Source organism: Stenotrophomonas sp. LARHCG68, assembly GCF_052871705.1.
Map to the genome: position 1 here is coordinate 360,041 of NZ_JBIXJV010000001.1, position 13,786 is coordinate 373,826.

Annotated in this window: 12 protein-coding genes; 11 read left to right on the plus strand and 1 reads right to left on the minus strand. The window is 68.9% G+C overall.

Going from position 1 to position 13,786, the window contains the following annotated elements; all coding sequences use genetic code 11:
- The first annotated feature begins 126 nt into the window (after positions 1-126).
- The 7 genes from mreC (at position 127) to ACIPR8_RS01600 (ending at position 8,940) form a co-directional block, all read left to right on the plus strand.
- Positions 127-1,185 (plus strand): rod shape-determining protein MreC, encoded by a 1,059-nt coding sequence (gene mreC, locus ACIPR8_RS01570; RefSeq protein ID WP_192287690.1) that lies wholly within the window; start codon positions 127-129, stop codon positions 1,183-1,185.
- Positions 1,182-1,667, plus strand: a complete 486-nt coding sequence (gene mreD, locus ACIPR8_RS01575; RefSeq protein WP_132865676.1) for a rod shape-determining protein MreD — start codon at positions 1,182-1,184, stop codon at positions 1,665-1,667. Before mreC ends, mreD begins: the two co-directional genes overlap by 4 nt.
- Before the next feature lie 2 nt (positions 1,668-1,669).
- The gene (gene mrdA, locus ACIPR8_RS01580) at positions 1,670-3,751 is read left to right on the plus strand and encodes a penicillin-binding protein 2 (RefSeq protein ID WP_446539955.1); all 2,082 of its coding nucleotides are present in this window, start codon (positions 1,670-1,672) and stop codon (positions 3,749-3,751) included.
- On the plus strand, positions 3,748-4,854 hold the full coding sequence (gene rodA, locus ACIPR8_RS01585) for a rod shape-determining protein RodA (RefSeq protein WP_132865674.1): 1,107 nt from the start codon (positions 3,748-3,750) through the stop codon (positions 4,852-4,854). Before mrdA ends, rodA begins: the two co-directional genes overlap by 4 nt.
- Positions 4,855-5,217: 363 nt before the next feature.
- Positions 5,218-6,363 carry a lytic murein transglycosylase B gene (gene mltB / locus ACIPR8_RS01590; protein WP_446539956.1) on the plus strand — a complete coding sequence of 382 codons (1,146 nt, stop codon included), beginning with the start codon at positions 5,218-5,220 and terminating at the stop codon, positions 6,361-6,363.
- Entirely contained in the window at positions 6,360-7,637 is a 1,278-nt protein-coding gene (locus ACIPR8_RS01595; protein ID WP_446539957.1) for a septal ring lytic transglycosylase RlpA family protein, read from the plus strand. The genes mltB and ACIPR8_RS01595 overlap by 4 nt, the downstream gene beginning before the upstream one ends.
- An 88-nt stretch (positions 7,638-7,725) precedes the next feature.
- Entirely contained in the window at positions 7,726-8,940 is a 1,215-nt protein-coding gene (locus tag ACIPR8_RS01600) for a D-alanyl-D-alanine carboxypeptidase family protein (RefSeq protein ID WP_132865671.1), read from the plus strand.
- Between the two features lie 136 nt (positions 8,941-9,076).
- Here the strand turns inward: ACIPR8_RS01600 and ACIPR8_RS01605 are convergent, their stop codons facing one another.
- Positions 9,077-10,132: a lipid A deacylase LpxR family protein gene (locus tag ACIPR8_RS01605; RefSeq protein ID WP_132865670.1), complete on the minus strand. Its 1,056-nt coding sequence runs from the start codon at positions 10,130-10,132 to the stop codon at positions 9,077-9,079.
- 405 nt (positions 10,133-10,537) lie between these two features.
- On the opposite strand from ACIPR8_RS01605, the gene ACIPR8_RS01610 reads away from it, so the two are divergent.
- The 4 genes from ACIPR8_RS01610 to lipA all read left to right on the plus strand — a co-directional run bounded on the left by ACIPR8_RS01610 (position 10,538) and on the right by lipA (position 13,619).
- Positions 10,538-11,515, plus strand: coding sequence for a CsgG/HfaB family protein (locus ACIPR8_RS01610; RefSeq protein WP_132865669.1), 978 nt, complete (start codon positions 10,538-10,540; stop codon positions 11,513-11,515).
- 109 nt (positions 11,516-11,624) lie between these two features.
- Positions 11,625-11,903: a DUF493 family protein gene (locus ACIPR8_RS01615; RefSeq protein ID WP_132865668.1), complete on the plus strand. Its 279-nt coding sequence runs from the start codon at positions 11,625-11,627 to the stop codon at positions 11,901-11,903.
- Positions 11,900-12,592 carry a lipoyl(octanoyl) transferase LipB gene (lipB, locus tag ACIPR8_RS01620; RefSeq protein ID WP_446540613.1) on the plus strand — a complete coding sequence of 231 codons (693 nt, stop codon included), beginning with the start codon at positions 11,900-11,902 and terminating at the stop codon, positions 12,590-12,592. The genes ACIPR8_RS01615 and lipB overlap by 4 nt, the downstream gene beginning before the upstream one ends.
- Before the next feature lie 16 nt (positions 12,593-12,608).
- A complete protein-coding gene (gene lipA / locus ACIPR8_RS01625) occupies positions 12,609-13,619 on the plus strand; it encodes a lipoyl synthase (RefSeq protein ID WP_132865666.1) in 1,011 nt (336 codons plus the stop codon).
- The last annotated feature ends 167 nt before the right edge of the window (positions 13,620-13,786 follow it).

The following is a 13,786-nucleotide window of genomic DNA, read 5'->3' on the forward strand; positions in this document are numbered from 1 at the left end:
GCGATCTGCCCCGGTCCGCGTGTTCCTGCCCCCGCTGCAGATGACATCCGGTGTGCGCGCTGACGTTCGGGGGCTCCTGCGGCCCCCATTCCCTTTTTCCCTTTCCCTGCTCCCAGCGCCTGATCCGTGCCTCCTTACGCCGGCCCTCCCGTAGCCTCCCGACAGGGTGACGCCAGCAGCACATTGCGACTGCTGGCTTACCTGGCGTTGGCCATCACCCTGATCGTGCTCGACATCCAGGGCGGCTGGCTGTCGCGCCTGCGTGCGCAGGCCAGCGTGGTGGTGCAGCCGGTCTGGGCACTGGCCGGGCTGCCCGGCCGCGTCGGTGCCACGGTCAAGGACCATGCCGCCAGCCACGGCCAGCTGGTCGAGGAGAACCGCGAGTTGCGCAACCAGCTGCTGCTGGCCAATGCCCGCCTGACCCGCCTGCAGACCGCCGCGCTGGACAACGCCCAGCTGCGCGAGCTGCTCAATGCCGCCGAACGCAATGGCCTGGACGTGCAGCTGGCGCCGATCCTGGACATCGACCTGGACCCGGTGAAGCAGCGCGTGGTGCTGGACTCGGGCAGCCGCAACGGCGTGCACGTCGGCCAGGCGGTGATCGATGCCGGCGGCCTGATGGGGCAGGTGATCGCGGTCAATGCCAGCCATTCGACCGTGCTGCTGCTGACCGACCCGGACCATGCGGTGCCGGTGAACGTGGCCCGCAACGGGGTGCGGCTGATCGCCTACGGGCGCGGCGACCGCCTGGAGCTGCGCGACATCCCGCTCAGCGCGGGCGTCGAGGTGGGCGATGAGATCGTGACCTCCGGCCTGGGCGGGCGTTTCCCCGCCGGCTTCCCGGTCGGCAGGATCCTCAAGCTGCGCCCGGACGATACCCATGCCTTCCTGGTCGGTGAACTGGAGCCGGCGGCCAAGCTGGACCGTGGTCGCAACGTGCTGCTGCTGCGCTCGGTGCCGGCCATCCCGCGCCTGCCGGTGACCCAGGGCCTGGAGCTCCCGGCCGACGCGGCCGGTACCGTCACGCCGTCGGCGCATCCGGCCCCGGCCGGTGCCACGGCCGTACCGCCGGCAGGCCCGTCGCCCACCGAAGCGGCCCCGGCCACTCCGGCGGGCGCCGCCGGTGCGTCCACGGCTCCCGCCGAAGCGCCGTCGCCGCAGGCCACGCCGGAGCAGCGCCGATGAGCCGCCTGCGCAACAAGGGCTGGGTGCTGCCGGTCAGCATCGTGCTGGCGTTCCTGCTGGCACTGGTGCCGTTGCCTGACCTGCTGCTGCCACTGCGCCCGTACTGGCTGGCGCTGGTGCTGGCGTACTGGGTGATCGAGACCCCCGAGCGCGCAGGGCTGGGCTTCGCCTTCTGCATCGGCCTGCTGGCCGATGTGCTGACCGGGGGCATCCTCGGCGAGCAGGCGCTGCGGCTGGTGGTGATGGCCTTCATCCTGCAGCGTTTCCGCGCGCGGATCCGGTTCTTCCCGTTGTCGCAGCAGGCACTGTCGATCGGTGGGCTGCTGTTCAACGACCGCGTCATCGACGCGGCCATCCACCTGCTCGGTGATGCGCCGCTGCTGCCCTGGAGCTACTGGTGGGCGCCGCTGCTGGGCATGGCGCTGTGGCTGCCGCTGTATGTGCTGCTGGATGCGGTGCGGCTGGGCAAGCGCGGGCGCTGAGCATGTACAACCGGCGCCAGACCAAGAACCCGCACGCCGAGGCCGAACAGTTCCGGCGGCGCGCGGCACTGGGCTTCCTCGGCGTGCTGCTGGCGCTGGGCTTCCTGGGCGGTTGGTACTTCAAGCTGCAGGTGCTGGACCACGACATCTATGCCACGCGCTCGGAGGCCAACCGCATCAAGGCGCGTCCGGTGGTGCCGGGGCGCGGGCTGATCTACGACCGCAACGGCCGGCTGCTGGCCGAGAACGTGCCGGCCTTCCGCCTGGACGTGACCCCGGACAAGGTGCAGGACATGGAGGCCACCCTGGCCGGCCTGCGCCAGATCTTCTCGCTGGGCGATGAGGACATCGAGCGCTTCCGGCAGTCGCGCAAGGCGCGTCGCAGCTTCATGCCGGTGACGCTCAAGCTGCGCGTCAGCGACGACGAGATGGCGCGCTTCGCGGTGGACCGCTGGCGCTACCCGGGCGTGGAGCTGGAGCCTTACCTGACCCGGCGCTACCCCTACGGCGACCTGTTCGCGCACATCATCGGCTACGTCGGCCGGGTCGACGACAAGGACCTGGAGGAGCTGGGCGAGGGCAATGCCGCGCTGACCCACATCGGCAAGTCCGGCCTGGAGCGCTACTACGAGCAGCAGCTGCGCGGGAAGATCGGCTACGAGCAGGTCGAGACCAATGTGCAGGGCCGCGCCATCCGCACCGTCGGCCGGGTGCCGGCGCAGTCGGGCACCGACCTGCGGCTGTCCATCGATGCCGACCTGCAGCGGGCGATGGTGGCCGCTTTCGGCGAGCAGGAAGGCTCGGCGGTGGCGATCGACCCGCGTACCGGCGAGATCCTGGCCATGGTCAGCCTGCCGTCGTACGACCCCAATCTGTTCGTGAACGGCATCTCGCACGCCGATTTCAAGCGCCTCAACGAGAACCCGTCGCGGCCGCAGTTCAACCGGCTGGTGCTGGGCGGCGTGGCGCCGGGTTCGACGGTCAAGCCGTTCCTCGGCCTGGCCGGGCTGGACAGCGGGCTGCGCCGGCCGGAGGACAAGATCCTCTCGCGCGGCATGTTCTACCTGCCCGGCGTCAGCCGTGGCTGGGGTGACGCCAACCGTGGCGGCCATGGCTGGACCGACCTGCGCAAGTCGATCTCGCAGTCGGTCAACACCTATTACTACCAGCTCGGCATCGACATGGGCATCGAGCGCTATGACGAGTACATGGGCGGCCACTACGGCTTCGGCCAGCCCACCGGCATCGACCTGCTCGGCGAGATCGGCGGCATCCTGCCCTCACCGGCGGCCAAGGCCAAGGCGAACCGCGAGCGCTGGTACCCGGGCGATACCGTCAATGCCAGCATCGGCCAGGGCCTGTGGAAAGTGACGCCGCTGCAGCTGGCGCGCGGCGTGGGCGGCTTGGCCACCGGACAGCTGCGGCGCCCCCACCTGGTCACCGAGCAGCGCGCCGGTTTCGACCACGACTGGATGGCGATGGCGCAGCCGGCACCGCGGTCGATCAGCCCCAACCCGTCCAACCTGCAGGCCGTGCGCGAAGGCATGATGGGCACCATGCAGCCCGGTGGCAGCGGCTGGCGTGTCGCCGCCGGGGCGCAGTACCGGATGGCCGGCAAGACCGGTACCGCGCAGGTGATCAGCCGCAAGGGCACCGCCGCGCTGAACCCCAAGAGCCTGCCGATGCACCTGCGCCACCGCGCGCTGTTCGTCGGCTTCGCGCCGGCCGAGGACCCGGTCATCGCCATCGCCATCGCCGTGGAGGGCGGTGGTTACGGTGGTTCGGCGGCCGCGCCGATCGCGCGCAAGGTGTTCGATGCGTGGCTGCTGGGCGTGATGCCCGAGGGCCTGCAGCCGCTGGATGCCGAGCGCGGCACGGTCGCGGTCGGCATCGCCACCTTCGATACCGAGGACCCGACCGCACGCGCCCGTGGTGAACAGGCGGCACTGCTGTTCGATGCCATGCCGGTGATGGTGGGCGCGCCCGCGCCACCGCCACAGGCACCGTCCTCCCTCGAATCCCCCGCCGTGGCGCCATCGCGTCCGGCCGGGCCCGAGGCACGCGGCCCGGAGGCACAACGATGAGGGACTTCCTGCGCTGGGCACTGGAGATGGGCCAGCGCCTGACCCGCGGCCTGGACTGGCCGCTGCTGATCGCGCTGGCCGTGCTGATGGGCATCGGCCTGTCGGTGCTGGACAGCGCCGGCGGTGGCGGGCTGGTGATGGCGCAGGGCGTGCGCTTCGCGGTGGGCCTGGTGGCGATGTGGGCCATCTCGCGGGTTTCCATCCTGCGCATCCGCGCCTGGACGCCGCTGATCTACGCCGTCTCCATGCTGCCGTTGCTGGCGGTGTTCGTGCTGGGCACCGGCAAGTACGGCCGGCAGTGGCTGAACCTGGGGCTGTTCTACCTGCAGCCGGCCGAGTTGCTCAAGGTCAGCCTGCCGATGATGGTGGCCTGGTACCTCAATCGCATGCCGCTGCCGCCGCGCATCCCGGTGGTGCTGGTGGCGGCGGTGATCATCGGCGTGCCGACCGGGCTGGTGATGCTGCAGCCGGACTTCGGCACCGGCGTGCTGATCGCCGCCAGCGGCGCGTTCGTGCTGCTGCTGGCCGGCCTGCCGTGGTGGTGGGTGGGCATCGGCGTGGGCGGCGTGGCCGCGGCCGCGCCGGTGGCGTGGCTGTGGCTGCTGCGGCCCTACCAGAAGGACCGCATCATGATGTTCCTCGACCCGGAGAGTGACCCGCTCGGGGCCGGCTGGAACATCATCCAGTCCAAGATCGCGATCGGCTCCGGTGGCCTGACCGGCAAGGGTTGGGGGTTGGGCTCGCAGTCGCACCTGAACTTCATCCCCGAGCAGACCACCGATTTCGCCTTCTCCGTGCTCAGCGAGGAATACGGCTGGGTCGGCGTGGCGGTGGTGCTGGCCCTGTACCTGTTCGTGATCGGCCGGTGCCTGTGGATCGCGGTGGAGGCGCGCGATACCTACTCGCGGCTGCTGGCCGGCGCCACCGGCCTGGCATTCTTCGTGTACATCCTGGTCAACGGCGGCATGATCTCCGGCCTGCTGCCGGTGGTGGGCGTGCCGATGCCGCTGATCAGCTATGGCGGCACCTCGGCGGTCTCGCTGCTGGCCGGCTTCGGCCTGGTGATGGCGGTGCGTGCGCACCGGCCGGTCCACGGTGGCTGAGTTGGGTTGATTGCCCGGCTTTTGATCGAGATCAAACACAAGGCTTTACGAGTTCTTCACAATGTCAGCGTCGCTGGCAGCTGTCGCGCCGCGACATCCGGTTGGTTGTTGGCGGGTCGGCATGGGGAGATGACGACCCGGTTCCCCCACACCAATCCGGGCGTCGGTCATCTCTGCGGGATGGGGGGATGGCCGACGCCCATTTTTATGCCCGGTGGACGGGCAGGGCCGGCAAAGCGTGGCCGCATTCATCTTCCAGGGGCGCTGCAGGGTGCCATCCGTGGACGGATTTTCCCCTTCAATCTCGTTGGGATTCATGGTCTTATTGATGGAAATTCATCTTTGACCTGCTAATCTCGGCCGATGATTCGACGCGCTCTGATTTGCTGTCTCACGTTCGGTCTGGTCGCCTGCGCGACCCAGCCGCATGCTCCCACGCCGTCGCCGGTTCCGGCCGAGGCACCCGCCACGCCGGCCAAGCCAGGCACCGGCCCGGCCGAGGCGACTCCGGAAAGCAAGCAGGACTTGCCCCCGGTCGACCTGACCCCGGTGCCCTTCGAAACCGCCCGTGCCAATTTCGTCCGTGACACCGCGGCGCGTTACCGCATCGATCCGGCCTACATCGAAGCCACGCTGGCGCAGGCGCAGATCCGCGAACCGATCATCGCGGCGATGTCGCGGCCGGCCGAGCGGGTCAAGCCGTGGAACGAATACCGGCCGATGTTCATCACCCAGGCCCGCATCGACGGCGGCCGTGCCTTCCTGGCCCAGCACCGCGACGAGCTGATGCGGGTGCAGGAACGCACCGGCGTGCCGGCCGAGGTGATCGTGGCGATCATCGGCGTGGAGACCAGCTACGGCCGCAACGCCGGCAACCACCGCGTGCTCGATGCGCTGTACACGCTGGCCTTCAAGTACCCGCGCAGCGGCGACCCGGCCAAGCTCGAGCGCGAGGTGCGCCGCGAGCTGTTCTTCCGCGACGAGCTGGCCAAGCTGTTCGAGCTGGCCAAGCTGGAGCAGCTGGACATCAACGCGCTCAAGGGCAGCTATGCCGGCGCGATGGGCATGGGCCAGTTCATGCCGTCCAGCTATCTGGATTTCGCCGTGGACGGTAATGGCGATGGCCGCCGTGATCTGTTCAACAGCTACGACGATGTGTTTTCGTCCATTGCCAACTACTTCGTGAAGAAGGGCGGTTGGGTGCGCGGTGGCACCGTCGCGGTGCCGGCCATGCTCGACGCCGGCCGCGAGGAGTTCAACCCGACCGACTGGACCCCGACCTGGACCATCGATGACCTGGCCGCGCGCGGCTACCACGCGGTGACGCCGATCCGCGCGGCCAACGCCACCGCCACGCCGGTGACCCTGGAAGGCAGCAACGGCAAGCAGTACTGGCTGGGCTTCCAGAACTACTACGCGATCACCCGATACAACATCTCCAAGATGTACGCGATGGCCGTGTTCCAGCTGTCCCAGGCCATCGCCGGCAAGGAGCTCCCCCCGGCATGAACATCAGGTGGCTGGTCCCTGCGTTGATCGTGCTCGGGCTGGCCGCCTGCAGCAGCGCCCCGAAGAAGGCCGGCGGCGGCAGTGCCGCTGCCAGCGCGCATGCCGGCACGGTGGTGCATGGCCGCGGTGACGTCCGTGCCGGTTGCCCGGAAGGCTCGCCGTACGCCAAGGCGCAGGAAGACCTCTCCACGCGGGGCAATTACACCGCCGGAGGCCTGTACAAGCCGGGCGTCAGGGACAGCACGCCAAGCTACATCCCCAACGTGGACTGCATCCCCGAACCGGTGGTGACCAGCGAGCCGCGGTCGGCGGTGGGCAACCGTTCGCCCTACGTGGTGCTGGGCAAGCAGTACCAGGTGATGGACGACGTCAGCCGCTACGTCGAGCAGGGCACGGCCTCGTATTACGGCCAGAAGTTCCACGGCCGGCTGACCTCCAACCGCGAGGTGTACGACATGTACGCCTTCACCGCCGCGCACAAGACCCTGCCGCTGCCCAGCTTCGCCCGTGTCACCAACCTGGACAACGGTGAGTCGGTGGTGGTGCGGGTCAATGACCGCGGGCCCTTCCACGACGGCCGCGTGATCGACCTGAGCTACGCGGCCGCGGTGCGCCTGGGCATCACCCAGCGCGGCACCGGCCGGGTCGAGGTGCGTGGCCTGACCCCGGGCAGCGACAACGTGCTGGCCGGCAGCCGCCGTGGCCGCAGCGAACGCGCGGCCGCGCCGGTGGTGGCGACGGTCAGTGCGCCGGCCCGACCGGTGGCACCAAGCCGCATGGACCAGTTGGTGGAAAAGCTGCCGAACCCGCCTGCCGCGACCCCGCCGACGGCCCCCACCGCGGTCGCCAGTGCCGATCATTTCGACGCGTGGATGAAGGACAACGGTGTGCGCGTGGCCACCGGTCGCCCGGCTGCCACGCGCGCCGCCGGTGCCGAACCGGCCCCGGTGGCCGTACAACCGCTGCCGGCGACGGCGCCCGCACCGGCCGTGCGCGCGGCCACCACGCCGGCGGTTCCGGCCGACCCGGCCACGCGTGCGTTGGGCGCCATCCTGCTGCAGGTGGCCAGCTTTTCCAGCCGCGACAATGCTGCACGGGCGCTGAGCCAGTTGTCGGCCGCCGGTATCGTCGGCGCCTCGCTCAGCGATATCGTCAGCGGCGGGCGCACCCTGTGGCGCCTGCGCGTACCAGCCAGCGACCAGAGCAGTGCGGCGGAACTCGCCGGGCGCATTGCGGGTCTGGGCTTTGGCAGTCCGCAGATCGTCCGCGACTGACGCCGGATGTCGCACCGCAATGGCGGTGCGCCCGTCCTACAATGATCGTCCGTTTCTTTTTTCCTCGTCCCGCAGGAACCGATTTCCGATGAAATTCCGTTTTGCCGCCGCCGCGCTGGCCACGACGCTCGTCGTTGGCCTGGCATCCGCCCAGACGCCCACCCCCACGCCGACCCCAGCCCCCGCTGCCGCGGCCGCTCCGGCCCAGGTGGCGACGCCGCCGGCACCGGTCCCGACCACCGCCACCGCCTGGGTGCTGATGGATTACGCCACCGGCCAGGTGCTGGCCGGCGAGAACGTCCACATGCCGGTGCCGCCGGCCAGCATCACCAAGGTGATGACGTCCTACGTGCTCGCCGCCGAGACCAGGAACGGCAAGATCAAGCCGGACGACCAGGTGATGATGAGCGAGCGCGCCTGGCGTGAAGGCGGCGCGGGCACCGACGGCAGCTACAGCGGTTTCCCGGTCAACCAGACCGCGCGCCTGGAGGACATGGAAAAGGGCATGGCGATCCAGTCCGGCAACGATGCCGCGATCGCCCTGGCCGAACATGCCGCCGGCAGCCAGGAGGCCTTCGCCGCGCTGATGAACAGCTACGCCGCCAAGATCGGCATGAAGGACTCGCACTTCGTCAACGCGCACGGCCTCAACGCCGAAGGCCACCAGTCCAGCGCCTACGACCTGGCGCTGCTGGGCCGCGCCTTCGTGCGCGATTACCCGGAGACCTACGCGTACAACAAGATCAAGGAATTCACCGTCGGCAACATCACCCAGCCCAACCGCAATCTGCTGTTGTGGCGTGACGCGAGCGTGGACGGCATCAAGACCGGCCACACCTCGGCGGCCGGCTACTGCCTGATGAGCTCGGCCCAGCGCGGCGACCAGCGCCTGATCGCGGTGCTGATGGGCGGTGCCTCGGAGAAGCAGCGTGCCGATGACAGCCTGGCACTGCTGAACTGGGGCTTCCGTTTCTTCGAAACCCATCGCCTGTACGAGCCGGGCAAGGCCGTGACCAGCCAGCACGTCTGGAAGGGCAAGGCCGATGAGGTGCAGCTGGGCGTTGCCCAGCCGATGCTGGTGAGCGTGCCGCGCGGCCGTTACAACGACCTCAAGCCGAGCATGGACGTGCCCAAGCAGCTGGTTGCCCCGATCACCGCTGGCCAGCAGATCGGCACCGTCAAGGTGTCGCTGGATGGCAAGGTGATTGCCGAGGCACCGCTGGTGGCGGTGCAGGCGGTGGAAGAGGGTGGCTTCTTCAAGCGCCTGTGGGACGCCTTCATGATGTGGTGGAAGTCCGAGTAAGGGCGGCTACCGGCCGGAACGGCCAGGCGGCGCTGCCGCGCTCGACGATTCGTCGGACGCGGCAGCGCCGCTTTTGTTTGTGTCTCGCTGCACGCACCTGCCTGGCGCGCGGCTGCGCAGCGAGGCCGTAGGCGGGTCAGAGCGTGCGGCTGACCGTGAAGCTGCCGAACACCGGGGTTTCCTTCTGGCCTTCGAACTCGCGGGTGCGGTGGTAGCGGGCCAGCGCGAACTTCCAGCGACCGCGCATCACCGCCACGCCATAGCCGATGTCGCCGACGAACGGGCGCTTGTCCACGCGGTGGCTGGTGCGGAAGGTGTTGCCGTCCAGGGTGATGTCGCGCACAACCCAGCGGGCATCGCTGGTGAGGAACAGGTGGCTCGACCAGCCTGTCGCGCGGCCATGGCGCGTTGGCGCGGTGTTCTCGCCGGCCGGGCGCATCGGCGAGCTGCCGAAATCATCGGGCAGCTTCCAGCCGAAGCGGACTTCGCCACCGGCGTTGGCGTAGGTGGCGAGGTTGCCCAGCGCGCCGCCCCAATGGCTGATCGCGTCCCAGCCCCAGCCAGCGGTGCTGGGCTCGGCCGGCCACCGGCGCATCCGCTCATGCACCAGCTTGAACACCGGCTCGTTGTGCAGCTGGTTGTCCCAGCCCTTGAACTTCTCGTCGCCCAGCACGCTGTGCACGGCCTGCTGCACCTGCTTGCCCATGGCGGCCGGGCCGACCATGCCGACCGCCAGCTGGGTGGTGCGCAGGTGCGCGCCGCTGCGCGCGTTGTAGCCGAAGTTCACCAGCAGCGCGGCGGCATATGGACGGTCGTCGCGGATCAGGTCCGAGCGGGTGTTGTCGGTCGGCGTGAACAGGCCCTGGCCGAAGCTGAAGATCATGTTCTGCTGTTCGAACCCGCCCGGATGCAGGCGTTCCAGGTGCCGGTTGGTCCAGCGTGCCAGGCGCGGCAGGCAGGGGTCGTCGGTGTAGTCCTTCAGGTTCGGCGAGACCAGGGTGAACATCGCGCCATTGGTGTAGCCCTGGTCCTGCTGGGCGCCGCCGAACAGGTCGTTGTCGACGCGGAAGTTGATCGCCGGCGGGTGCTCGGCCAAGGCGCTCTGCGCGCATTGTTCAGCGGCCTGGGCGGTGCTGGCGAGCAGGGTGCCGGCCAGCAGCGCGGCGAGAGGAAAGCCCTTGCCGTCCCTCATGCGGCGTTCTCCATGATGTCGTTCGTAAGATTGGACCAGCTTAGCGGCGCGGGCCGGTTTGAACATCGGGCCCTGAACGGACGAATTGTTTCGGGAGCAGGGGGGGAATGGCCGGACATGCCCGTGGAGGACGCGGAGGGATTGCCGGTGGTTTCCAACAAGATGAATGGGGGTTTGCAACGTGACGTCCATCGAAATTTGCGGACGATCACACCCTGGGAGGCGCAAGTCGCGGGGTTTTCCCACAAAGCTTTGATGGAATCCCTTGATCTTCGTGCGGTAGCATCGGCGCGACCGGCCCGCGCTCGCCTGCCCGAAAGTGGGGTGGAACAGGATTTTGCCGCTAGGTCGCAAACGCCAAAGGAACGCACCTCGATAGGTGCAGGTAACGGGGAAGTAACTGATATGCGTAACGTCTTTTCGCCGCTCGTTGCAGCGGCGCTCACCGTAGGTATTGCCGCGGCTGTCACCAGCCAGCCCGCCGAAGCATCATTCAAGAACCGGGGCACCCAGGCGCAGGAACAGCGCAAGGCTGCGGTCGCCCAGATTCCGACCTGCCAGCGCCCGATCGGTTCGATGTCGGTGATCGAGCCGGAAGATGCCACCAACTGGTGGACCGGCCAGCAGCTGCCGGCGCCGAGCCGCCTGATCAAGGTGTTCGTCAACCGTTCGCGCTGCTTCACCCTGGTCGACCGTGGCGCCGGCATGGCCGCCGGCCAGTTCGAGCGTGAGCTGGCCGCCAGCGGCGAGCTGCGTGGCCGTTCCAACGTCGGCAAGGGCCAGATCAAGGCCGCCGACTACGTGATGATCCCGGACCTGATCTCGCAGAACAGCAACGCCGGTGGCAATGCCATTGGTGGCCTGCTGGGCGGCCTGATCGGCGGCCGCGCCGGCGCGATCGTCGGTGGCCTGAACTTCACCAGCAAGACCGCCGATGTGGTCCTGACCGTGACCGACGTGCGTTCCTCCGAGCAGGTGGCCATGGCCGAAGGCTCCGCACGCAAGAGCGACATGGGCTTTGGTGCCGGCGGCGGCCTGTTCGGCGGCAGCGGCCTGGGCGCGGCGGGCGTGGGCGGTTACGCCAACACCGAAATCGGCCAGGTGATCACCATGGCCTACCTGCAGGCCTACACCGACATCGTCGCTCAGCTGGGTGGCCTGCCGGAGAATGCCGCCGCTTCCAACGCGCAGCAGGCCGTGACCGTGACCCGTGCCGGTCGCCTGCTGGCCAACGCCCGCGGCACCGGTGCCCCGGTGCGCACCCTGGATCCGGGCATGATGCTGTACCCGACCGGCACCAAGGAAGGCGTGATGTGGGAAGTGGAAGATGAACTGGGCAACCGTGGCTGGGTCTCCTCGACCCTGCTGGAACTGTCCAGGTAAGCTGCCGATGCCTGCCGGAAGGGCCGCGAAAGCGGCCCTTCCCGTTTTGGAAGGCTGTAAACCGGCCATGGCCTTGGGTTTGGGGCGCCACGCCCCGATAATGTCCGCCATGGAAATCAAGTCCGACAATCCTGAACACGGCTTCCAGTTCCCCGGTACCTTCGAGTTGAGCGCCATGGGCGCGGCCAACATCGGGCTGGAGCAGGAACTGCCCAGGTTGCTGCAGAGCGCCGGGGTGGAAGTGCTCAACGAGCGCATCGCCTGGAAGCATTCGTCCAACGGCAAGTACGTCTCCGTGCGCATCGCCTTCCGGGCCGACAGCCGCGAGCAGTACGACGCGGCGCATGCCGCGCTGCGTGACCATCCGGAAGTGAAGTGGACGCTGTGACCGCCTGCGCGGTACCGGTGGCGCCCGCGCGCCAGCGGCCCGCCGTCCTGCGTGACCTCGGCCGGCAGGGCTATGCGCCGGTCTGGCATGCGATGCAGCAGTTCACCGACGGCCGCGACGACGGCACCACCGACGAGGTCTGGGTGGTCGAGCACGACCCGGTGTTCACCCTGGGGCAGGCCGGCAAGGACGAGCACGTGCTCGCCCCGGGCGACATCCCGGTGCTGCACGTGGACCGCGGTGGCCAGGTGACCTACCACGGCCCCGGCCAGATCGTGGTCTACCCGCTGCTGGACCTGCGCCGGCTCGGCATCGGCGTGCGTGACTACGTGTGCCGCATCGAGCAGGCCATCATCGACACGCTGGACGAGTGGAACATCGGCGCCGAGCGGCTGGAGGGCGCCCCGGGCGTCTACGTCGGCGGGGCCAAGATCGCCGCGCTCGGCATCCGCGTGCGGCGCGGCTGCAGCTTCCACGGGCTGGCCTTCAACGTTTCGCTGGACCTGGAACCGTTCCACCGCATCAACCCCTGCGGTTACGCCGGGATGCAGGTGACCTCGGTGCTAGACTTGGGCGGTCCCTCGGGCATCGAGGCGGTCAAGTCGGTGCTGCTGTCCCATCTGGCCCAGCAGTTCGGGCTGGCGCTGCAGCCGACGCCCGAATTGCCCGACCTGACTACGCGGCCCTGACGCCGCCGGTAACGCCATGACTGAATCCACCACGCGCTCCATTCCCCTGCAGGTCGTGCAGGCCGATACCTCGTCCGCGCCGTTGCAGGCCGGTGTCAAGCAGATCGGCGGTGACAAGATCGGCCGCTCGCCGGTGCAGTTCGCCGACGCCCCGGTGCTGCGCAAGCCGTCGTGGATCCGCGTGCGCATCCCCTCGGGCAATGCGGTGGCCAACCTGAAGGCCAAGCTGCGCGAGAACCGCCTGGTCACCGTGTGCGAGGAAGCCAGCTGCCCGAACATCCACGAATGCTTCGGCCACGGCACCGCCACCTTCATGATCCTGGGCGAGGTCTGCACCCGCCGCTGCTCGTTCTGCGACGTGGCCCACGGCCGGCCCAAGCCGCCGGATGCCAACGAACCGGCCAGCCTCGGCCAGACCGTGGCCGACATGGGCCTGAAGTACGTGGTGGTGACCAGCGTCGACCGCGACGACCTGCGCGACGGCGGTGCCCAGCACTTCGTCGACTGCATCGCCGCCATCCGTGCCAAGTCGCCGGGCACCCGCATCGAGGTGCTCACCCCGGACTTCCGTGGCAAGGGCCGCATGGAGCGCGCGCTGGAGATCCTGGCGACCAACCCGCCGGACGTGTTCAACCACAACATCGAGACCGTGCCGGACCTGTATCGCAACGTACGCCCGGGCGCGGACTACCAGTGGTCGCTGACCCTGCTGAAGAACTTCAAGGCGCAGCACCCGGACGTGCCGACCAAGTCCGGCATCATGCTCGGCCTGGGCGAGACCTTCGAGCAGGTGCAGGCCACCTTGCGCGACCTGCGCGCGCATGACGTGGAGATGGTCACCATCGGCCAGTACCTGCAGCCGACCGCGCACCACCACCCGGTGCTGCGTTACTGGACGCCGGAGGAATACAAGGCGTTCGAGGACTACGGCTACGCGCTGGGCTTCACCCACGTGGCCTCCGGCCCGATGGTGCGTTCGTCCTACCACGCCGACCAGCAGGCGGCCGGTGCCGGCGTCCACGTCTGAGCGCGGCCTGAGTGCCCCCGCGCCTGCCGCAGCGCAGGCGTGGGCAGGGCGGTCGCCGCCAGCCCGTGTCCGGGCGATTCACATTCTGCTACGGGGCTGCGGCTAGTCTGGCCGTGGACAGCGTGACAACGGCCGAAACTTTCGGCACTGTCGAAGTGTCCGAGCTG